This window comes from Bradyrhizobium sp. BR14999, from assembly GCF_056106085.1.
Window position 1 is genome coordinate 577,905 of sequence record NZ_CM148536.1, and the last position, 19,088, is coordinate 596,992.

21 protein-coding genes are annotated in these 19,088 nt (G+C 62.9%); 14 read left to right on the plus strand and 7 right to left on the minus strand.

The window, feature by feature from the left end:
- From ACR9YP_RS02670 to ACR9YP_RS02680, 3 genes are read right to left on the minus strand one after another with little or no spacing between them, the layout of a single operon-like run.
- Positions 1-708, minus strand: coding sequence for an ABC transporter ATP-binding protein (locus ACR9YP_RS02670; RefSeq protein WP_474218962.1), 708 nt, complete (start codon positions 706-708; stop codon positions 1-3).
- Between the two features lie 50 nt (positions 709-758).
- The gene (locus ACR9YP_RS02675) at positions 759-1,433 is read right to left on the minus strand and encodes a methyltransferase family protein (RefSeq protein ID WP_474218964.1); all 675 of its coding nucleotides are present in this window, start codon (positions 1,431-1,433) and stop codon (positions 759-761) included.
- The gene (locus ACR9YP_RS02680; RefSeq protein WP_438104209.1) at positions 1,433-1,681 is read right to left on the minus strand and encodes a DUF2933 domain-containing protein; all 249 of its coding nucleotides are present in this window, start codon (positions 1,679-1,681) and stop codon (positions 1,433-1,435) included. Before ACR9YP_RS02680 ends, ACR9YP_RS02675 begins: the two co-directional genes overlap by 1 nt.
- Positions 1,682-1,855: 174 nt before the next feature.
- Here ACR9YP_RS02680 and ACR9YP_RS02685 point away from each other — a divergent pair, with 174 nt between their 5' ends.
- The 4 genes from ACR9YP_RS02685 to ACR9YP_RS02700 all read left to right on the plus strand — a co-directional run bounded on the left by ACR9YP_RS02685 (position 1,856) and on the right by ACR9YP_RS02700 (position 4,139).
- Entirely contained in the window at positions 1,856-2,107 is a 252-nt protein-coding gene (locus ACR9YP_RS02685) for a hypothetical protein (protein ID WP_438104207.1), read from the plus strand.
- Between the two features lie 575 nt (positions 2,108-2,682).
- Positions 2,683-3,369, plus strand: coding sequence for a Crp/Fnr family transcriptional regulator (locus tag ACR9YP_RS02690; protein WP_438104206.1), 687 nt, complete (start codon positions 2,683-2,685; stop codon positions 3,367-3,369).
- Between the two features lie 146 nt (positions 3,370-3,515).
- Positions 3,516-3,941, plus strand: a complete 426-nt coding sequence (locus tag ACR9YP_RS02695; RefSeq protein ID WP_438104204.1) for a hypothetical protein — start codon at positions 3,516-3,518, stop codon at positions 3,939-3,941.
- 15 nt (positions 3,942-3,956) lie between these two features.
- A complete protein-coding gene (locus ACR9YP_RS02700) occupies positions 3,957-4,139 on the plus strand; it encodes a hypothetical protein (RefSeq protein WP_474218965.1) in 183 nt (60 codons plus the stop codon).
- Positions 4,140-4,257: 118 nt separating this feature from the next.
- On the opposite strand, the gene ACR9YP_RS02705 is transcribed toward ACR9YP_RS02700, so the two are convergent.
- On the minus strand, positions 4,258-4,467 hold the full coding sequence (locus ACR9YP_RS02705; protein WP_063707793.1) for a hypothetical protein: 210 nt from the start codon (positions 4,465-4,467) through the stop codon (positions 4,258-4,260).
- Positions 4,468-4,642: 175 nt separating this feature from the next.
- Here ACR9YP_RS02705 and ACR9YP_RS02710 point away from each other — a divergent pair, with 175 nt between their 5' ends.
- From ACR9YP_RS02710 to ACR9YP_RS02735, 6 genes are all read left to right on the plus strand, one after another.
- Entirely contained in the window at positions 4,643-5,074 is a 432-nt protein-coding gene (locus ACR9YP_RS02710) for a hypothetical protein (RefSeq protein ID WP_438104202.1), read from the plus strand.
- Between the two features lie 243 nt (positions 5,075-5,317).
- Positions 5,318-5,752, plus strand: a complete 435-nt coding sequence (locus ACR9YP_RS02715) for a DUF6789 family protein (RefSeq protein ID WP_438104198.1) — start codon at positions 5,318-5,320, stop codon at positions 5,750-5,752.
- Positions 5,753-6,936: 1,184 nt separating this feature from the next.
- Positions 6,937-7,170, plus strand: a complete 234-nt coding sequence (locus ACR9YP_RS02720) for a hypothetical protein (RefSeq protein WP_247276393.1) — start codon at positions 6,937-6,939, stop codon at positions 7,168-7,170.
- Between the two features lie 173 nt (positions 7,171-7,343).
- On the plus strand, positions 7,344-8,270 hold the full coding sequence (locus tag ACR9YP_RS02725; RefSeq protein WP_438104193.1) for a complex I NDUFA9 subunit family protein: 927 nt from the start codon (positions 7,344-7,346) through the stop codon (positions 8,268-8,270).
- Between the two features lie 199 nt (positions 8,271-8,469).
- Positions 8,470-8,925 carry a cupin domain-containing protein gene (locus tag ACR9YP_RS02730; protein WP_438104192.1) on the plus strand — a complete coding sequence of 152 codons (456 nt, stop codon included), beginning with the start codon at positions 8,470-8,472 and terminating at the stop codon, positions 8,923-8,925.
- Between the two features lie 135 nt (positions 8,926-9,060).
- Positions 9,061-10,215: an acyl-CoA dehydrogenase family protein gene (locus ACR9YP_RS02735; protein WP_438104190.1), complete on the plus strand. Its 1,155-nt coding sequence runs from the start codon at positions 9,061-9,063 to the stop codon at positions 10,213-10,215.
- Between the two features lie 279 nt (positions 10,216-10,494).
- Here ACR9YP_RS02735 and ACR9YP_RS02740 read toward each other — a convergent pair whose 3' ends face one another.
- Positions 10,495-12,663, minus strand: a complete 2,169-nt coding sequence (locus ACR9YP_RS02740) for a sensor domain-containing protein (protein WP_474218970.1) — start codon at positions 12,661-12,663, stop codon at positions 10,495-10,497.
- Positions 12,664-13,125: 462 nt separating this feature from the next.
- On the opposite strand from ACR9YP_RS02740, the gene mepA reads away from it, so the two are divergent.
- From mepA to modC, 4 genes are all read left to right on the plus strand, one after another.
- Positions 13,126-14,070, plus strand: coding sequence for a penicillin-insensitive murein endopeptidase (gene mepA / locus ACR9YP_RS02745; protein ID WP_438104187.1), 945 nt, complete (start codon positions 13,126-13,128; stop codon positions 14,068-14,070).
- Between the two features lie 312 nt (positions 14,071-14,382).
- Complete coding sequence (modA, locus tag ACR9YP_RS02750; RefSeq protein ID WP_438104185.1) at positions 14,383-15,168, plus strand: molybdate ABC transporter substrate-binding protein; 786 nt, start codon at positions 14,383-14,385, stop codon at positions 15,166-15,168.
- A 13-nt stretch (positions 15,169-15,181) separates the two neighbouring features.
- Complete coding sequence (modB, locus tag ACR9YP_RS02755; RefSeq protein ID WP_130217833.1) at positions 15,182-15,877, plus strand: molybdate ABC transporter permease subunit; 696 nt, start codon at positions 15,182-15,184, stop codon at positions 15,875-15,877.
- 2 nt (positions 15,878-15,879) lie between these two features.
- Positions 15,880-16,542, plus strand: a complete 663-nt coding sequence (gene modC, locus ACR9YP_RS02760) for a molybdenum ABC transporter ATP-binding protein (RefSeq protein ID WP_130217835.1) — start codon at positions 15,880-15,882, stop codon at positions 16,540-16,542.
- Positions 16,543-16,652: 110 nt separating this feature from the next.
- Here the strand turns inward: modC and ACR9YP_RS02765 are convergent, their stop codons facing one another.
- Together ACR9YP_RS02765 and ACR9YP_RS02770 are read right to left on the minus strand one after the other, a co-directional pair.
- The gene (locus ACR9YP_RS02765) at positions 16,653-16,913 is read right to left on the minus strand and encodes a PepSY domain-containing protein (protein ID WP_128936962.1); all 261 of its coding nucleotides are present in this window, start codon (positions 16,911-16,913) and stop codon (positions 16,653-16,655) included.
- 262 nt (positions 16,914-17,175) lie between these two features.
- Positions 17,176-18,969, minus strand: a complete 1,794-nt coding sequence (locus ACR9YP_RS02770; protein WP_438104182.1) for a potassium/proton antiporter — start codon at positions 18,967-18,969, stop codon at positions 17,176-17,178.
- Positions 18,970-19,088 lie beyond the last annotated feature (119 nt).

Genomic DNA, 19,088 nt, shown 5'->3' on the forward strand with positions numbered 1-19,088 from the left:
TCACCAGGTGAGCTCGGCGGCTTGCCGCCGGCTCGCGTTCTTCTGGATCCGGGAGATCCGCCCGTCGGCGAAGAACAGCACCCGGTCGGCGACCTCCTGGATGCTGGCATTGTGGGTGATGATGACCGTGGTGGTGCCGAGCTGCCGGTTCACCCCGAGCAGCGCTTCGATGACGCGAATGCCCGTCTTCGAGTCCAGCGCCCCGGTCGGCTCGTCGCACAGCAGCACCGCCGGTCGTTTCGCGATCGCGCGTGCGATGGCGACGCGCTGCTGCTCGCCGCCGGAGAGCTGGGCAGGGAAATGATGCATCCGCTCCTCGAGCCCGACGAGAGCCAGCGCGTCGGCTGGCCGCATCGGGTGCTGGGCGACCTCGGTGACCAGTGCGACGTTTTCGTAAGCGGTGAGGCTCGGCACCAAATTGTAGAACTGGAAGACGAAGCCGACATGGTCGCGACGATACTTCGTCAGCTCGCGCTCCTCGAGATCCGTCAGGTCAAGGTCGCGGAAGAACAGCCTGCCGCTGGTCGGCCGGTCGAGACCGCCCATGATGTTGAGCAAGGTCGTCTTGCCGCTTCCGGAGGGACCGAGCAGCACGACCACCTCCTTCTCGGTGATATCGAGGTCGACCGCGTTGAGGGCGTGCACCATCACCTCGCCGGAGACGTAGGTCTTGGTCAGCGCTTTCGCGGTGAAGACTGGCACGCCCATCGACGTCCTTTCAAGCCAGTGCCGTTCGCGGGCATCTCCTCGCGCGAGGGTCAGCCGTGACGATAGCCGCCGGAAGAGCCCTGACCGGATTGCCGGTTGAGATGGGGAAAGAACGCCGGCACCTGCGCAGCGTACCGCGCATAGGTCTCGCCGAACTCGGCCCGGGCCTCGCGCTCCTCGTCTCTGGCAAGCTTCACATACATGACGGTCAGCACCGGAAACATCGCCAGCGTCAGAAGCGTTGGCCATTGCAACAGGAAGCCGAACATTACCAGCACGAAGCCGACATATTGCGGGTGGCGGACGTAGTTGTAGGGGCCGGTGGTGGCTAAGCTGCGGGTCTGCTGCGCGTCGTAGAGCACTTTCCAGGCGGCGGAGATCAGGACGAACCCGGCGCCGATCAAGATGAAACTGAGAATGTGGAAGGGTCCGGCGTGCGGATTCGTCTTCCAACCGAACATCATCTCGAGCAGGTGGCCGGCATCATGCGAGAACCAATCGACATTCGGGTAGCGCGACTGCAGCCAGCCCGAAAGAAAGTAGATGGTGAGCGGGAAGCCGTACATTTCGACGAACAGCGCCACCAGAAACGCGCTGAAAGCGCCGAAGGAGCGCCAGTCGCGGGAGGTCTGCGGCTTGAAGAAGCTGTAGGCGAACTGGATGAACACCGCCGAGTTGACGATGACGAGGCTCCAGAGGCCGTAGGCGGGCGCGGCGTCGTGCATCACGCGCTCCTCGAATCGTTCGGCCGGCCGCTGCCGTGATGGTGTCCGCCGTGCATAAAGAGGTGCATCAGGGGACAGGCGAGGAGCGGCAACCAAACCAGGAGGCCGAGCACATGGGCTCTGTGCTCGGTAAACAGAAGCGCACCAGCGATGGCCAGGAATCCGATCAGGACCAGACCGGCCTTGGCTTTGACGGACATGCCCTCCTGCGAGGGCTCTCCATACCGGGAATGGTCCTGTACCGACATCGGCACGCTCCTATGTTCTTCGGAGCATAGGAGCAGCGCTGCGATCATTGTTGACGCAGATCAACGGCTCTCAAGACGCGGCGACAGAGCTACGAAGCTCATCCCTTGACATTGCTCAAAGCCGATCTGCCGCGGAGGCCTACCATGTAACTCCCGCAATCCGGAGAACCGAACATGATCACCAAGAAATTCGTCGCCGCCATTGGCGTCGTGTCCCTGCTGGCCGTTCCTGCGATGGCTCAAACCACGGACAAAGAGAAGAACGGCCATCACTACAGCGGCGGGCCGAAGACCGAAGTCCCGCATCACATGGGCAGCAAGAAGGAGACCACCGGCGCTTCAACGAAGACTTCATCGGGCGGTCATCATTACACCGGCGGACCCAGCACCTCGACGCCTCACCACATGGGCGACAAAAACAAATAATACCGTCATTCCGCGCGCCCGGTCGTCCGCCTTGCTTGCCGCACACGATGGATGCCGGGCTCGCGCTACGTGCGACCCGGGATGACGGGCGCGGGGGCTGCCTTGGTAGCGCTGCTATCCTCCTCGACGTTCGACAGGATTGGCTGCTTTTGGTTAGTGGTCTCATTGCTTCCGATCAACGCGCAGCCATAGCCTGATTGACGCAAGTTGAACAAAGGCAAGGTAGTTGGCGGCAAGCCTGTCGTAGCGCGTTGGGGTCCGGCCTAACGCAACGTCCGTGACGCGGCCCTCGGTTCGGCGCTCATGGGCAAAAGCGGACATCGATCAGCCGAAAACTTCATTAAACCGACGAAAATGACCCCAAACGGACCTCAACTATCATCCACCAGGCTCCCGTTTAGGTATCCAGAGCGCACGGACGATTGCCGGGACCCCTGCACGGCAACGTAAGAATTGTGAGGAACGGATCGACCTCATCCGACTTTGTCGTCACGTACCCCTTCCGTGGTAGCGCCCTCGGAGCGTTGATTTACCCCCTGCGGACCGGCCCGACCGATCGGGCGATAGGTGCGCAAGTGGATGATCCTCTTCGCAACAAGCTCTTAGCCCTTCTTCCCCGACGGGACCTCGAGTCTGTAAGGGAGAGGTCGTCGGTCGTCGGATATGCCCAAGGCGATGTTGTTCAAAAGGAGGGGCAGGAAGTCACGGCCGTTCACTTCCCGCTATCGGGCATGTTCTCGCTTTTGGTCGTGCTGAAAGATGGTCGGACGGCCGAAACCTCCGTCGTCGGGCGGGAAGGCATGATCGGAGCCCGTGCGGGCTTTGGGCCCCCGCGCACGTCCCTCGTTCGCGTCGTCGCCCAGCTACCGGTTCAAGCCTTGAAAATTTCAGCGAAGGAGTTTCGGAACTTGGTGACGCACAGCGCGCCTATGGCGAAGCTGTGTGTCAGGAGTGCTGACGTGTTGCTCGACCAAACCAGGATGACAGCTGCCTGTAATTCGCTGCATGGCGTCGAACAGCGCTTCTGCCGGTGGTTGCTCCACACGGCGGACCGCGCGGAAAGCGATCACTTCGTACTGAAACAGGAGCTACTGTCTGAGATGTTGGGCGTGCACCGCACATACGTCACGGATGTCGCAAACAGGCTGCAAAAACGAGGAGCCATTGCCTATTCGCGGGGAAAACTTCAGATCCTGGATCGCAGCCTCGTGCGAGATTTATCGTGCGAATGCTATGGCCTTCTCAAGCGAAATAGTTCCTAGCATTTCTTTCGAGCTCGCGAATATTTACGTCGACAACCAGACATAACGGGTATTTACTTCTTCGATCACCGCACCGTCCTTAAGGCAGTTATCGGTGAAGAGAACGCCGGTTGCGCTCCCGCCCCAACTTAAATGGAGCAGCGCCGATGCGACGCCGTTTCAAACAAACCAGCACCCTCGAACAGCGGCTGCTCGAACAGGCAGAACGTCTGCGCCAGCGGGCCCAAGCCACTCCGCCCGGCGTTGAACGCGAAGGACTTTTGCGTCGTGCGCGCCAAGCCGAGACCGCTTCCCGCGTCAACGACTGGCTTCGTCCAAGGAATTGCCGCCGCCAACCTAGCGCGGAGCAGCAATTCAATATGGTCGGATACCGAGCATTTATTATCGGCGAGGATGGGCACATCTGCGATGCGCGGGTGATTGAGGCGGCCAGTGATGAAGCCGCTGTCAAGGCCGCACGGCGCTTGATCAATCGCCACGGCGTCGAGATATGGCAACTCGGTCGCAAGGTCGCGATCCTTGACGCCGATGATGCAGCGCCGAGTGCTGCCCCCACGCTCCCGCCTGCTTAATAGCGAAGCAACGCGATGCTCATTCTAATCGACAATCCGGAGCGCCGCGCCGAGCTGATCTCGCGAGTTCGGGCCCGTATCGATTGCGAAACTGAAGAGGTGAGCGAAGCGCTGTGCGAAGGTCGCCCAGCGACCCGCGCCTTACGCTTGCTTGAGACGCTCACGAAAATCCTGGCAGAGCTGGAGGTGCAAAAGTAAGCCGCCTCGGTTGGCGGCCTTTTTCATTTCGAACGTCACCTATTGGCCCTTCGCGACATTGCACTGCCGCGCGATCCCGGTCGCTAACGGGGCATAGGATGTGCAGAGGACTCGTCGTTCAGAGATGAGCACGCGGCAATAGCCATCCCATGATCTTCTGATACGGATCGCGACGACTGCGGACGAATGCGTTCTCGTTCTGCTGAGCGGCGGTCCTGGCGAATTCGGAAATCCCCTCCATAGACTGCCGTTTATCCTTCGGAAGCTTCGCCCATTGGCGAATGATCTTCCGGCGGGCTTCGCGTTGCTTTTCCCTTACGTCAGGCATCGGGACGCTCCTTGAAGAGGATTTATTCCGGTCGACCTAGTATTGTTTGGGCTCACTAGAACTTCAACGTCCAATCAAGAACTCTTAGCCCCCCTGATCGTGCGGCAGGAGCGAGTCTCATATTGGCTTTGCAGGCCCGCCGGCCTAGAATTGCGGCGATCGCAGGACGGGCGAAATGCAGTATGTTTGCGACGCACCGAAGGGCAAGACCTGGTTCCGTATCGAGACGGAAGGTGAAGCGATGCATGAGTCGCGCCTGATGGGTCACACAGTTGAGAAATATTTCCGCCGCGAGCGGGAGAAGGCAGTCCAGTCCTGGCGTCCCGAGCGGCCCAACGCGATCGAGCGCGACATCGGCCTCGAGGCCCATATACAGCGAGAGATGCCGCTTTTCCTCACGCTGCGCGACAGGGAGGGCAATGCACTGACGACAGCGATGCTGCCACCCGGTGGCAAGGATCGCGGCGGGTTCCGGATCATCATCGTTGCCGCATCCAATGCCGATCCTTATCCTCAGCACGACGCGGCCATCGCTGCACTGGGAGCGCATTTCGGTCTCACACTCGATCGCAACCGCTGCTTCCCCTACGGCCGCCAAGGAGCCTGACAAGTATCGCCGCTTGATTGGAGCGATGTCGGCTCATGGCCCTTCGCGTCTTTTGCTGCGATTGCACAAAAGCGGTCGGTTTCGGGGCGAAGCGGACATCGACGAAGGTCCGGTAGCCGAGGAGGCCAGCCTGACGCCTTCAGTCGAATTGCGTCCATGATCGACGAGGAGCAGCGACCGCGCGGTCATCTGGAAAGCCACCCCTGAGAATGGGCGACCGATATCATGCCTTCAGGCGATAGGATGTGGAAGGCAGTTGTTGCAGGGTTGTGTGGAAGCATCACGCATTCGCTGCTGATGTATTTCAAATCTTGGGCTGAACTGCTTCCGTCATTCCAGCCCTACGAAAGTCTCCAGACGACACTGAGCCATGTAACGGGCACCGCAATCCATCCGGTGGTGCCTTGGTTGCTTTCATTCCTGAATGGCTCAACCTTCGTCAGTTTCATATTTGGACGTCTTTATCGATGGCTGCCAGGCAACGTCGGTGCGATCAAAGGAATGATATACGGTGTGCTCGGATGGGCGATTATGGGACTGGTGTTCTTTCCTATGATCGGCCTTGGGCTATTCGCACTCCAGGTTGGACTTGGCATTTCACCCGCACTGTTCTCGGTGGCAATGCTCCTAACCTACAGCGTAACACTGGGCATCGTTTACGGCGCACTCAATTCCTGACTTGTTTGAATGTGAGCAGCGCATGTCCGTTTGGGGTCACAAGCGGCGGTCGAAGCGAGCGCGGCCCCGCGTCGGCCGCTCTACCGACAATAGCCGACATCACAACAGGATCAGCGTTGGTTCGGCTAAGGGGCCAACAGGCGACATTCGCAAAATGAAAGAGGCCGCCAACTGAAGCGGCCTTAGTATAGCTCCCAATTCCTTCGGTCGGGCGCTCTTTTGTGAGCGCCGGGCGTCAATTTTCCAGTCCGGTAGCGCTAATCGCAACGGCGGATCCTGCGAACCGAACCGTCGTCGCGCTCGATCGTGACGGTGCGGCATCCACCGCGATATCCGCGATCATATCCGTAAGCGCGATAAGCGGGTCGATCGTACTCTCGGTAGTAACGCCGCTCCGGGCCCACTCTCACGCCGCCGAGCGGAGTTTCAACGGCAACCTGAGCTGACGCGGGCGCAATGGAGATCGGCGTGGCGATAGCGAAACCAGCAACCGCCATTACACCGGCCAATAACAGAGTTCTCATACGAGTTCCTCCTGAGTATTGCAGTTGCTTTCCAACATCCCAGGTAGGGCAAGGTTCCTGCACGACATTCATCCAAACGGCGGGCGGCTCAGATCTAGGTCGCCCGCCTCGGATGGAATGCGGATAGTGCTGGCCCGCCGCGCATATTCCTGAGCCAAACAAAATGCCGACCGGAATGCCTGTTGAGGGTCAGACTCCGAAGAACTCGCTTTCAGCACAACGAGTCAGCCTTGCTTCAATCAGCCGACATCAAGGCGGAGTTTGGAGGTCTGCGTCGAGCCAAAGCGGCGGTGCATTTCTGCAGCTACACAAGAGGACGAAAGGTCCGAGCCCCTTGCGGGAATGCCGGCTAAACATTCGCCGCAGTCGGCAAACTGCATTGGCAAAAATCGCGCGCACTTCGGATTTTCAAAAGGCATGGCGCAAGTTGACGATTCGACCAATCAACTTGATCCCGTCTCTACAGTTGCCCTCGGGATGCCAACTGAGGTGTTTCAGCGGCCGGTGCGCACTGGCTCCGAGACGATCTGAAGCAAGTCAGGTCGAATAGGAACAATTGGTGAACTCCGCCGTTCGTAGCGCACCGGCCGATGAACGTTCCAGGTCAGCCAAGAAGGCCGCTCAAACTCGCAAACGCCGCGCGGCGTGAAGGAGGCACAAATGTCGACATGCGAAACCTGCGGCAATGACTATGACAAGGCTTTTCAGGTGGTGATGAACGGCCAGGCGCACACGTTCGACAGCTTCGAGTGCGCAATCCATGCCTTGGCGCCAACGTGCAAGCATTGCGGAACGCGCATCGTAGGACACGGCCTGGAAAAGAGCGGCACCTACTATTGCTGCGACCACTGCGCCCAGAAGGAAGGCGTGACCGACCTCCGCGATCGTGTGTAGAGCCAGGAATAGACTCGGCGGTGTTGCACGCACCTTCCTCGGGAATTTTGGCGCCCACTCGGGGAGGTGAGATGAAACGGATTGCCGTTGCTGGGCGCCGCTTTCGCGAGAATAGACGACCGACGAGCCTGCGGTCTCCGCTGACTTGAGACGATCTCAGTACGAGTTGCGCTATGGCGCCCGCAAATAATCGCCTTGTTACGGTGTTCGGTGGAACGGGGTTTCTCGGCCGCCGCGTTGTTCAACATTTGCTCCGGTCGCCCGAGTTTTTCGTTCGAATTGCATCAAGACATCCCGAGCGAGGCAGACAGCTTTTTGGTCACGACGACCCACGCCTCCAATCCGTGAACGTCGATCTACGCGACGAGGGTTCGATAGCCGCTGCTGTTGATGGCGCATACGGCGCCATCAACGCGGTCAGCCTCTATGTTGAACACGGACAGGAGACTTTTCACTCCGTGCATGTGGAATCAGCCCGGCGATTGGCGGCCAGGGCACATCGAGCGGGCGTCAAGCGGCTCATCCACGTTTCCGGAATCGGCTCTGATGCCACCTCGCCGTCCCTCTATATTCGCAAGCGTGGCGAAGGCGAACTCGCGGTCCGCGCAGCATTTCCTGAGGCTACGCTGGTTCGCCCGGCGGTCATGTTCGGCCCGGATGACGCGTTTCTCACCATCATCCTCAAGCTGCTCCGCCGATATCCGATCTATCCGATGTTCGGCCGCGGATCGACGCGATTGCAGCCGGCCTATGTTGACGATGTGGCCGACGCGATCACAAGAGCGCTTCTGAACACCGAATCGAACGCAATCACGTATGAATGCGCGGGTCCTCGCATCTACACCTACGAAGAGCTTCTCAGAACCGTCGCGCACGCAGCCGGCCGCAGCCCCGTGCTGATTCCTGTACCGTTTACTGCTTGGCATGTCGCAGGATGGATTTCGGAGCTGCTTCCAAGGCCACCCATCACACGGAATCAGGTGGAATTGATGCAGATCGACAGCATCGCGTCGGTGGGAATGCCAGGATTTTCCGAGCTTGGAATCCCGCCGCAGTCAGTCGAACAGGTTGTACCGGCCATGTTGCGGGAAAGCTCGTAGGATGAGTTGAGTTCTTGCGAAACCCATCGCCCAAATGGGCGGACGCAGAATCTGGTAATGCTCTGTTAGCTCGATCCGATTTGTGAGGAAGAGGTTTGATGGGTTTCGCTTCGCTCTACCCATCCTACGAGCTGGACTCTGTCAGCTCCAAGGAGTTCTAATGTGTGTCTTGCTCCACATTACCGTGGGAGGAACTCACATGAAAAAGCTCTTGGTGATAGCGGGCTTGGTGGCGTTCTCATTCCCAGCGACCGCGCAAGACACGCCGACGCGGGTCACCCCTGATGCACTTGCGTGGAAGGAAAACCCGAGCTTTCCCAAAGGTGTCCAGCTCGCAACGCTGGTTGGAGACTCAACAAAAGCGGGGGATGTGGTTGTCTTGCGTATCAAATTTCCCCCTAATTTTCAGATGCCGCCGCACACTCATCCCTATTCCGAGGTCGTGACCATCATAAGCGGCGATATCGGGACTAGTCACGGCGAAACGTTCGAGAAGAAGGGCGAGTTGTTAAAGCCAGGCTCATTGTGGGTATATCCGGCAAAGCACCCTCACTACGCCTGGACCGGAAACGAGGAGGCCGTTCTCCAAGTTCAGTTTGTCGGTCCTGGAGGCATCGATTACATCAATCCAGCCGACGATCCGCGCAAGAAGTAAGCGTGGTCCCTACCGTCTTCGTGGCTCCCGATCGGATGGAGTGAAGCAGTTGGATGTGACCTTGATCCTCGCTACCAAATAGAGGACCATCGCGTTCCTGACCGCTCACGGCAGAATGGGCGAGGAAACGCAGCAATGAACGCAACTGCCGAATTCGGCTTGGTCGACCGTGCCCGCGCCATCGCGCCGCTGATTGCGAGCGAAGCGAATGAGATCGAGCTCACGCGGCGGCTGACGCCTCCTGTCGTCAATGCCCTCACCGAGAACGGGCTCTATCGCGCCCTCCTCCCGCAAAGCCTCGGCGGCGCTGAAGCCCCGATCGAGATCTTCATGCAGATGCTGGAGGAGATCGCGAAGGCGGATGCCTCGACCGCCTGGTGCCTCGGCCAGTGCAGCGTCTGCGCGATGATCGCGGCCTCGCTCGACCGTGACACCGCGGAGGAGATCTTCAATACCGCGCCCGGCATCCTCGCCTGGGGTGCGATCGCGCATGAGGCGCGCGCGGTCGAGGGCGGCTATCGCGTCACGGCGCGGTGGGATTTTGCCTCGGGCTCGCGGCAGGCGAGCTGGCTGGGGGCGCATGTGCGTATCGTCAATGCCGACGGCACGCCGCGGAGGAATGCCGACGGGTCGCCGGAGGTGCGCACCATCCTGTTTCCGGTCGCGAGCGCTGTGCTGCACGACGTGTGGCAGGCGATCGGGCTTGCGGGCACCGGCACCGATTCCTACGAGGTCAGCGACCTCTTCATTCCCGAGCGCTTTACGGCGTTTCGCGACGTGCCGTTTGCGCTGCGCGAGACGGGTCCGCTCTACAAGATCGGTACCGGCTCGACCTTCAGCCTTGGCTTCGCCGCGGTCTCGCTCGGCGTGGCGCGGGCGACACTGGATACGGCCATCGCACTGGCGCGTGGAAAACATCAGTCGCTCGCGGCCAGCGCCATGCGCGACAACGGCGCGGTCCAGGGGCTGATCGGCCGCACCGAGGGGGACTTGCGCGCTGCGCGCGCCTATCTCTATGCGACCGCGCATGCGATGTGGCGCGATCTCTGCGCGACCGGCGAGTTCAGTGCGGCGCATCGCAGCGCGGTTCGCTTGGCCGCGACCTGGACCATCCACCAATCGGCGAAGGTGGTCGACGCCGCCTATCACATGGCCGGCGCGACCGCGGTGTTCCGCAGCAATCCGTTCGAGCGACGGTTTCGCGACATGCACGCCATCGCGCAGCAGATACAAGCGCGCGACACGCACTATGAGGATGTGGGGAAGGCGATTTTGGCGGGGGGACGCTGAACGGCAGCCGCGATGACGTTGCACTCCCTCGCCCCGTTCTTACGGGGAGAGGGTTGGGGTGAGGGGCCTCTCTCCGCGGATGCGATCGGCGTGAGACCGGTACCCCCTCACCCGTAGGGCTATCGCTTATGCATTTCGCGGGGACCACCCGCGAGTTTGCTCCGCCTCTCCCGCTTGCGGGAGAGGCCGACGCGTCCCGGGCGATGCGAAGCATCGTCCCGAGCGCGGCGGGTGAGGGCTCGGGGAGAGGTGAGGGAGCATCACGCTCTTGCGCCGCACTCACGCCACCAGCGCAGCGTCCTCGTCCGCGGCATCGATCCCACGCTGCGCCGCCAAGAGGCTGATGATCTCCGCATTCGGCCTTGCCTTGCTGAACAGAAAGCCCTGGCCCTCGTCGCAGCCCTCGGTGCGGAGGCAGCTGAGCTCGGCTTCGGTCTCGACGCCTTCGGCGGTGATGGTGACCCCCAAGCCCTTGCCGAGGCTGACGATGGAGCGGATGATCGCCTGGGCTTCGCGGTTGGCCCCCAGATCGCGCACGAAGGACTGATCGATCTTGATCTTGTCGAAGGGGAAGCTGCGCAGATAGCTGAGGCTGGAATAGCCGGTGCCAAAATCGTCCATCGAGATGCGCACATCGAGCGCGCGCAGCGCATGCAAGGTCGCCAGCACCTGCGCGCTCTTTTCCAGCAGCAGCGTCTCGGTGATCTCGAGCTCGAGCCGGCGCGGCGGCAGGCCGGAATGTTTCAGCGCGTCCGTCACCATCGACAGCAGATTGCCGCTGCGGAACTGGAGCGGCGACAGGTTGACGGCGACGCGGACGTCGTCCGGCCAGGCCGCCGCATCCAGGCACGCGCGGCGCAGCATCAAGCCGCCGAGCGGATTGATCAGCCCGGTGTCCTCGGCGACCGGAATGAACTCGGCCGGCGAGACCATGCCGCGCTCGGCATGCGGCCAGCGCACCAGCGCCTCGAAGCCGGTGATGCGGCCGCTCTGGAGGTCGATCAGCGGCTGGTAATAGGGGCGCAGCACGTCGTTCTGGATCGCGTCGCGCAGCTCGACCTCGATCTTGCGCCGGCTCTGCGCTTTTGCATCCAGCGCCGCCTCGAAGAAAGCGAAGGTGCCGCGCGCATCGGCCTTGGCACGCGACAGCGCCATGTCGGCGCCCTTGAGCAGCTTTTCGGACTCATCGCCGTCGCCGGGCGCCATGGCGATGCCGATCGATGCGCCGATCACCACGGAATGGCCGTCGAGCAGATAGGGATCGGCGATGGCCTCGAGCAGGCGTTTTGCCAGCATCACCGCGTCCTCGGGACGTGCCAGGCCGCTTTGGACGATGGCGAACTCGTCCGAGTTCAACCGCGCCAGCGCGTCCTCCTCGCGCAAGGTGGAGCGCAGCCGCTTGGCGACGCCGCGGAGCAGCTTGTCGCCGACCGCGTGTCCCAGCGTGTCGTTGACCGCCTTGAAATTGTCCAGCCCCAGCATCAGCAGCGCGACCTTGTCGGTGCTGCGCCGCGTATGCAGCAGCATCTCGTCGACCTGCTGGCGCAGCAAATTACGGTTCGGCAGACCGGTCAGCCCATCGTGCTGGGCCATGAAGGCGAGCCGCGCCTCGGCGCTCTTGCGCTCGGTGATGTCCATCAGCGCGAGCAGCACCGCGGGCCGCTCGGCATAAGTCAGTTCGCGCGAGTAGATTGCAAGGTCGATCAGCGCGCCGTCGGCCTTGACGTGCTTCCAGGTGCGCCCGGCCTGCTCCGCGCCGGTTGGATCGGTGGTCCAGGGCGGCTCGCTGTCGAAAGCCTGCAGGGAGCGGATCTTCAGCCGCTCGAACTCGGCGCGGCTATAGCCATAATGCGCGATCGCGGCATCGTTGACGCCGAGGATGCGTTCATCGTCCAGCGCGCAGACGATCATGGGGACGGGATTGCCGTCGAACAGCAGGCGGAACGAGGCCTCGCGCTGCTTCAATTCGGTGATGTCGACGCGCAGGCCGACGACGCCGCCATCATCGGTCAATCGCTCGTCGATCAGGATGACGCGGCCGTCAGCGAGCTTCTGCTCGTGACGCGCGCCGGGCTGATAGAGCTTTTGCAGCCGCTCGGCGATCCACTCGTCCTCGTGGCCGATGGCCTCGGGATAGTCACCGCGGGCGACACCGACGCGCAGCGTGTCCTCCAGGCGCGCGCCTTCGACGAACAGATCGGCGGTCTTGCTGTAGATCTCGGCGTATTTCTTGTTCCAGAGCAGGTAGCGGCCGTCGGCATCGAGAAACACGATGCCCTGCGGCAGGATGTCGATGGCCTGGCGCAGGCGCTCATGGGATTTGTGCGCTTCCGCGATCGCGGCTTCCGCCTCGGCGCGGCTGCGCAAGAGTTCATCGCGGTCGGCAGGCGGATGAGGCGTGCGCGCGAAGCGCGGCTTGCGCGGCTGTCGGCCGGCTTGGACAAGCACGTTGCGCTTTCGCTTTGCTGTCTTTCGAGACCCCAAACTCAACTTCACTCGTCCCAGTCACGCCCAGTGACCGCAAGTTTTGGGGCAAGTGTCTGAAAAAAAAGTAATCTTGACCGGCTGCGGCCCGCGCGAGTGGCCGCTTGCTGCCTGTTTGCGAGGCGCGACTGCGTCGACGGGCGCCGCCAACCTCATCCCGGCGCCGCGGTGAAGGAACGATCTGGCGCAAAATTGCGCGCGCGCTTGAATCATTTCCGAAATCGCGCGCGATTGCATGCGACCCGCGGTTATTCCTCACGTCGCGCACGAATTTTGGTCAATGCAGAACAGGGTTATCGCGCGATTAAGGATCGACCATCGCGCGTGCGACTTTGGGATGACGCGACGGATCTTGGCTGGCCGTGTGATCGCCGCATGGCCCTCAATCCTTAACCCTGACGCGGCGTTGGGTTATAAGGATTCGGCATGAGTCCCCGCCGCCTCGCTCCTCTCCTGCTTTTTGTGACATTCCTGGCCGCCGGTAGCGCGCTGGCCCAGGACAAGGGCAGCGTCACCCCAAAACCGCTGCCGCCGCTCGCCAATCCGAACGACCCCTCCCTCGCCGCCAAGGAGCTGTTCGCGCGCAAGCTGCTGCCGTCGAAGGGATCGGCCCATGTCATCGGCTCCTACACCAAGGGCTGCATCGGTGGTGCCATGCAGATGCCGCTCAACGGCGACAATTGGCAGGTGATGCGGCTGTCGCGCAACCGCAATTACGGCCACCCCGACATGATCGCCCTGATCAAGCGGCTCGCGGCCAAAGCGCACAAGGACGCCGGCTGGCCCGGCATCCTGGTCGGCGACATCGCGCAACCCCGCGGCGGACCGGCGCTGTCGGGCCATGCCAGCCATCAGATCGGTCTCGATGCCGACATCTGGCTGACGCCGATGCCGGACCGCCGGCTCTCGCGCGAGGAGCGCGAGGAGATGTCGGCGGTGATGATGGTTCGCCCCGACCGGCTCGACGTCGATCCGAAGGTGTTCACGCCGGGCCATGTGCTGGTGCTGCGCGATGCGGCGCGGGAGCCGGGGGTGCAACGCATCTTCGTCAATGCCGCGATCAAGAAGGCGCTGTGCCGCGAGGCCAAGGGCGACCGCGCCTGGCTATCGAAGATCCGCCCCTGGTGGGGCCACGACTATCACTTCCACATCCGCATGCACTGCCCGGCGGGCGCCGGAGAATGCGAGGGCCAGCCGTCGCAATCCGAGGACGAAGGCTGCAAGGCCTCCGATCTCGCCTATTGGTTTTCGGATGCAGTGCTGCACCCCAAGCCGCCGCCGGAGCCGCCGAAACCGAAGCCGCCAATGACGCTGGCCGACATGCCGGCGGCATGCAAAGCCGTGCTGCATGCAGCGGATGCGAAGCCGTAGCCTCTCAGCCGTCGTCCTGGCGAAAGCCAGGACCCATTACCCCAGGGTGGAGACGTGACACGAGCTGATAACTCCAGTCTTCGCAAAACTACTCCCTGGGCAATGGGTCCTGGATCGGCGCTCCGCTGGTCCAGGACGACGAACGAGGTTTGACCTGAGGCCGAGGGCTGCTATCTTCGCGAGCAGCGATATCCCTGCCGGCCGTAAGCCGTCGCAAGGCCCGTGGAACAGCGCGTCCGCCCGTCGCATCAGACCCACCCAACGCCAGATTTGCGCGCGTCACCGCGCGCGAACTCGCACGGAGCGCTATCCATGTTTCGTATTGCCGCACTTGTCACCGCCTTCGTCATCCTCGCGGGCGCAAGCCTGTCGCCCGCCGCCGCCGAGGACAAGACCATCACCGTGTTCGCGGCCGCTTCGATGAAGAACGCGCTCGATGAGGTCGACGCGGCCTACACTGCCAAGACCGGCGTCAAGTTCTCCGTCAGCTATGCCGCAAGCTCGGCGCTGGCCAGGCAGATCGAGCAGGGCGCGCCGGCCGACGTGTTCGTCTCGGCCGATACCGACTGGATGGACTACGCGATCGCCAGGAAGACCATCAACGAATCCACCCGCGTCAACCTGCTCGGCAACAGCATCGTGCTGATCGCGCCGAAGGACTCCAAGGTCGACAACGTCGCGATCACGCAAGGCTTCGATCTCGCCAAGCTCGCCGGTGACGGCAGGATCGCGACCGGCGACGTGAAATCCGTGCCGGTCGGCAAATACGCCAAGGCTGCGCTCGAGAAGCTGGGCGCCTGGCAGGCCGCCGAGCCGAAATTCGCCATGGCCGAGAGCGTGCGCGGCGCGCTGACGCTGGTGGCGCGCGGCGAGGCCGTGCTCGGCATCGTCTATGCGACCGACGCCAAGGTCGAGCCGGGCGTGAAGATCGTCGGCACCTTCCCGGCGGATTCGCACCCCCCGATCATCTATCCCGTCGCCGCGACCACGACCGCGAAGGGCGAGAGCAGCGACTATCTCGCCTTCCTGCGCTCGACGGCCGCCAAGACCATTCTGGAAAAATACGGCTTCAAGTTCCTGATCAGCCCCACCACGTGATATCTCTGGCTTGATGTCTGAGATTTCACCCGCCGAATGGACGGCGATCCTGCTTTCGCTCAGGGTCGCCATTGTCGCAACGCTGGTGGCGACGCCGTTCGGCATCGCGCTGGCATGGCTGCTCGCGCGGCGCGATTTCTGGGGCAAGTCGCTGCTCGACGCTACCGTGCATCTGCCGTTGGTGCTGCCGCCTGTGGTCACCGGCTATCTGCTGCTGCTCAGCTTCGGCCGCCGCGGCCCCGTCGGTAGTTTCCTCGCCGACCATCTCGGCATCGTGTTCTCTTTCCGCTGGACCGGTGCTGCGCTCGCCTGCGGCGTGATGGCGTTCCCGCTTCTGGTGCGGCCGATGCGGCTGTCGATCGAGGCGATCGACCGCCGGCTCGAGCAGGCCGCCGAGACGCTTGGCGCGGCACCGTGGAAAGTGTTCTTCACGGTGACGCTGCCGCTCGCGCTGCCCGGCGTGCTCGCCGGCATGGTGCTGGGCTTTGCCAAGGCGATCGGCGAGTTCGGCGCCACCATCACTTTCGTGTCCAACATTCCCGGCGAGACCCAGACGATCTCGTCCGCGATCTATTCGCTGATCCAGACGCCCGACGGCGACGCTGCCGCAGGGCGGCTCGTCATCGTCTCGATCGTGCTCGCGCTCGGGGCACTGATTGCGGCAGAATGGTTCGCCCGCCGCGCCACGGCGCGGCTGCACGGGAATTGACCATGCTGCGCGTCGATGTCGAGAAACAGCTGGGTGAGTTTTCGCTGCACGCGTCCTTCACCAGCGAGGGCCGCGTCATCGGCCTGTTCGGCGCCTCGGGCGCCGGCAAGACCTCGCTGGTCAACATGATCGCGGGCCTGTTGCGGCCCGACCGCGGCAGCATCGTGATCGACGGCGAGACCGTCGACGACACCGCGGCCGGCATCCATGTGCCGGCCTGGCGCCGCCGCATCGGCTATGTGTTCCAGGACGCGCGGCTGTTTCCGCATCTCAACGTGGCGCAAAATCTCGACTATGGACGGCGGATGAACGGCCTGGCCGCCGATCCGGCCCAGCATAAGCGCATCATCGATCTCCTCGACATCGGCGCCCTGCTCGGCCGCCGCCCCGGAAAGCTCTCCGGCGGCGAGCGCCAACGCGTCGCGCTCGGCCGCGCGCTGCTATCGAAGCCGCGCCTCCTGCTGCTCGACGAGCCGCTCGGCGCGCTCGACGAGAGCCGCAAGCTCGAGATCCTGCCCTATCTGGTGCGGCTGCGGGACGAGGCCAACGTGCCGATGGTCTATGTCAGCCACGACGCCGCCGAGCTGCGCCAGCTCGCCACACAGATCGTGATGCTGAAGCAGGGCCGCGTGACGAGTTTTGGCGGGGTGAAGGTGCTGACGTGAAGACGTAGCCCGGATGGAGCGGCAAGCGTAATCCGGGGCGGTGCCGCGGGCGAGAGCGCACCCGGATTTCGCTTCGCTCCATCCGGGCTACGCGGCTGCATCATTCAGAGCTACCAGCCGCGCTCGACGTTGCGCACCTCACCGGTCCTCGCATCGACATAGACTTCCATCCAGCGGCCGACACGATCCCGTCCGTCAACCTCCCATTCGTCGCCAAGGAAGTTGGTGTGCGAGACCGTCACGACGCCGAGATCTGTCGCGACATCGAGTGCGGCCTGCATCGAGATCTGATCGCCGGTGTCATAAGCCATCGCCGGTGCGGCAGCGCCAAGCGCAAGGGCTGTGAGAATCGGAAGGATGAACTTTCGCATTGCATACTCCTGTCAGTCCAAGCGGTTACGCGCCTTAGAACGAGCGGCATGGCGGAGTGTTCCGGGTTTCAAGGTCACGAAACCGCGCAAATCTTCGGCGGTTGCGGCGATTTGGTGGCGGTTCCTCTTCGTGGTCGTCCTGGCGAAAGCCAGGACCCATAACCACCAACTGCGGTTTGGCGAGGACTCGTGGTTGCCACTCTCGGCAACAACTTGTTCCTGGGGTAATGGGTCCTGGCTTTCGCCAGGACGACACCCCAAGTTAAACCCCCGCCACCGACGCCCACACATCGGCGAGCTTGCGCCGCAGCGCTTGCGTGCGGGTCAGCGGCGCGGGGGTCTCGTCCTCTTCCGGCAGGCGCAGGCCGACGACGTTGACGCGGCCGCCGGAGATCGAGCGCGCGACCAGCACGATCGTATCCAACGCGAGCTCGGCGCCCTCCTTCGGCGCGCGATCGAGATGAACATCGAAATAATCGGCCAGCGTCAGCTTGCCGTCGTCCGCGCCGAGCTTCACGCCGTAGATCTCGGCGAGCTCGGCAAGCGTGTGCTCGCCGGAGACCACGAAGTCGCCGAGCAGATGCGGATCGGGCGCCGAGCTCGGCTGCATGTCGACGAAGAAGCGGTCGAGCGCCTCGGCCTTTTCCGGCGGCGCCAGCAGGTAGATGTAGTCGCCCGGCGCGACCGGATCGGCCTCCGTCGGCGTCAAGATGTTCTCGTTGCGGATCACCAGCGTCGGCTTGGACCAGGACGGGATCAGGCCACGGCGGAAATACAGGCTCTTCGGCCGCACCGGATAGCCGACCAGTTGCTGCTCGAGCTGGCCGGGCAGATCCAACTCGACGCGGCGCGGACCGCGCTCGGCGCGCGGCAGCGCCACGTGCAGCTTGCGCGCGGCAGACGCCAGCGTCCAGCCTTGCAGCAGCAGCGAGATGATGACGACGACGAAAGCCACGTCAAAATAGAGATAGGCCTTGGACAGGCCGACCAGCATCGGAATCGACGCCAGGAAGATCGCGACGGCACCGCGTAAGCCGGTCCAGGCGATGAAGACCTTCTCGCGCCAGTTGAAGCGGAACGGCGCAAGGCACGCGAGCACCGCGAGCGGCCGCGCGACCAGCATCAGCATGAGAGCGACGGCGACTGCCGGCAGCACGCTGGCACCGAGCCGGCTCGGCGAGACCAGGAGGCCGAGCAGCACGAACATCACGATCTGCGCCAGCCAGGTTGCGGCGTCCAGGAAGGCCACCACCGAATTATGCGCCCGCGTCGGCCGGTTGCCGATGATGATGCCGGCGAGATAGACCGCGAGGAAGCCTGATGCGTGCATGATCTGCGAGCCGCCGAAGATAACGAGCGCGCCTGTCGTCACGAACGGCGCATGCAGGCCCTGCGGCAGCGCCACCTGATTGAGCGCGATCACGACCAGGCGTCCGCCGATGACGCCGACCACGGCGCCCAGCACCGCCTCCTGAACGAATTCGATCAGCACATGGCCGGGCGAGCTCGAGCCCAGCGAGATGTACTCGACCAGCATGAGCGTGAGGAAGATCGCAAACGGATCGTTGGTGCCGGATTCCGCCTCCAGCGTCGCGCCGACGCGCGGGCGCAGGCGCAGGCCCTGGGTGTGCACCAGCAGGAACACCGCGGCGGCGTCGGTCGAGGCGACCACGGCGCCAACCAGCAGCGACTCCGTCCAGTTGAGATCGAGCGCGTATTTCGCGAATGGCGCCGTGATCAGCGCCGTCAGCAGCACGCCGATGGTCGCGAGCACCACGGAAGGCGCGAGCACGGTGCGGATGCTGGCAAAGCGCGTCCGCAAGCCGCCGTCGAACAGGATCAAGGCGAGCGCGACCGAGCCGACCAGATAGGTGGTGCGGACGTCGTCGAACTGGAGCTGCCCGGGGCCGGAATCGCCCGCGAGCATGCCGATCGCAAGGAAGACCAGCAGTAGCGGCGCGCCGAAGCGCAGCGCAAGCAGGCTCGAGAGGATGCCGGCCATGACGAGGACAGCGCCGAGCAATATGGCGAGACTGACGGAGTCGAGGGAGGCCATCCACCTTCCGGGTAAAAATCGCTGGAATTGCATCCTTATCGTCGGCGGACTCGCGCGCCAACCCATTTTCTCCCGCTCGCGGCAATCTGGCCGCATTTTGCGGCCTTAACGCGCATCAC

Coding starts and splice junctions, on each gene's coding strand:
- ACR9YP_RS02670 (WP_474218962.1), bottom strand. CDS start 708: ATGGGCGTGCCAGTCTTCACCGCGAAAGCGCTGACCAAGACCTACGTC.
- ACR9YP_RS02675 (WP_474218964.1), bottom strand. CDS start 1,433: ATGCACGACGCCGCGCCCGCCTACGGCCTCTGGAGCCTCGTCATCGTC.
- ACR9YP_RS02680 (WP_438104209.1), bottom strand. CDS start 1,681: ATGTCGGTACAGGACCATTCCCGGTATGGAGAGCCCTCGCAGGAGGGC.
- ACR9YP_RS02685 (WP_438104207.1), top strand. CDS start 1,856: ATGATCACCAAGAAATTCGTCGCCGCCATTGGCGTCGTGTCCCTGCTG.
- ACR9YP_RS02695 (WP_438104204.1), top strand. CDS start 3,516: ATGCGACGCCGTTTCAAACAAACCAGCACCCTCGAACAGCGGCTGCTC.
- ACR9YP_RS02700 (WP_474218965.1), top strand. CDS start 3,957: ATGCTCATTCTAATCGACAATCCGGAGCGCCGCGCCGAGCTGATCTCG.
- ACR9YP_RS02705 (WP_063707793.1), bottom strand. CDS start 4,467: ATGCCTGACGTAAGGGAAAAGCAACGCGAAGCCCGCCGGAAGATCATT.
- ACR9YP_RS02710 (WP_438104202.1), top strand. CDS start 4,643: ATGCAGTATGTTTGCGACGCACCGAAGGGCAAGACCTGGTTCCGTATC.
- ACR9YP_RS02715 (WP_438104198.1), top strand. CDS start 5,318: ATGTGGAAGGCAGTTGTTGCAGGGTTGTGTGGAAGCATCACGCATTCG.
- ACR9YP_RS02720 (WP_247276393.1), top strand. CDS start 6,937: ATGTCGACATGCGAAACCTGCGGCAATGACTATGACAAGGCTTTTCAG.
- ACR9YP_RS02725 (WP_438104193.1), top strand. CDS start 7,344: ATGGCGCCCGCAAATAATCGCCTTGTTACGGTGTTCGGTGGAACGGGG.
- ACR9YP_RS02730 (WP_438104192.1), top strand. CDS start 8,470: ATGAAAAAGCTCTTGGTGATAGCGGGCTTGGTGGCGTTCTCATTCCCA.
- ACR9YP_RS02735 (WP_438104190.1), top strand. CDS start 9,061: ATGAACGCAACTGCCGAATTCGGCTTGGTCGACCGTGCCCGCGCCATC.
- mepA (WP_438104187.1), top strand. CDS start 13,126: ATGAGTCCCCGCCGCCTCGCTCCTCTCCTGCTTTTTGTGACATTCCTG.
- modA (WP_438104185.1), top strand. CDS start 14,383: ATGTTTCGTATTGCCGCACTTGTCACCGCCTTCGTCATCCTCGCGGGC.
- modB (WP_130217833.1), top strand. CDS start 15,182: ATGTCTGAGATTTCACCCGCCGAATGGACGGCGATCCTGCTTTCGCTC.
- modC (WP_130217835.1), top strand. CDS start 15,880: ATGCTGCGCGTCGATGTCGAGAAACAGCTGGGTGAGTTTTCGCTGCAC.
- ACR9YP_RS02765 (WP_128936962.1), bottom strand. CDS start 16,913: ATGCGAAAGTTCATCCTTCCGATTCTCACAGCCCTTGCGCTTGGCGCT.
- ACR9YP_RS02770 (WP_438104182.1), bottom strand. CDS start 18,969: ATGGCCTCCCTCGACTCCGTCAGTCTCGCCATATTGCTCGGCGCTGTC.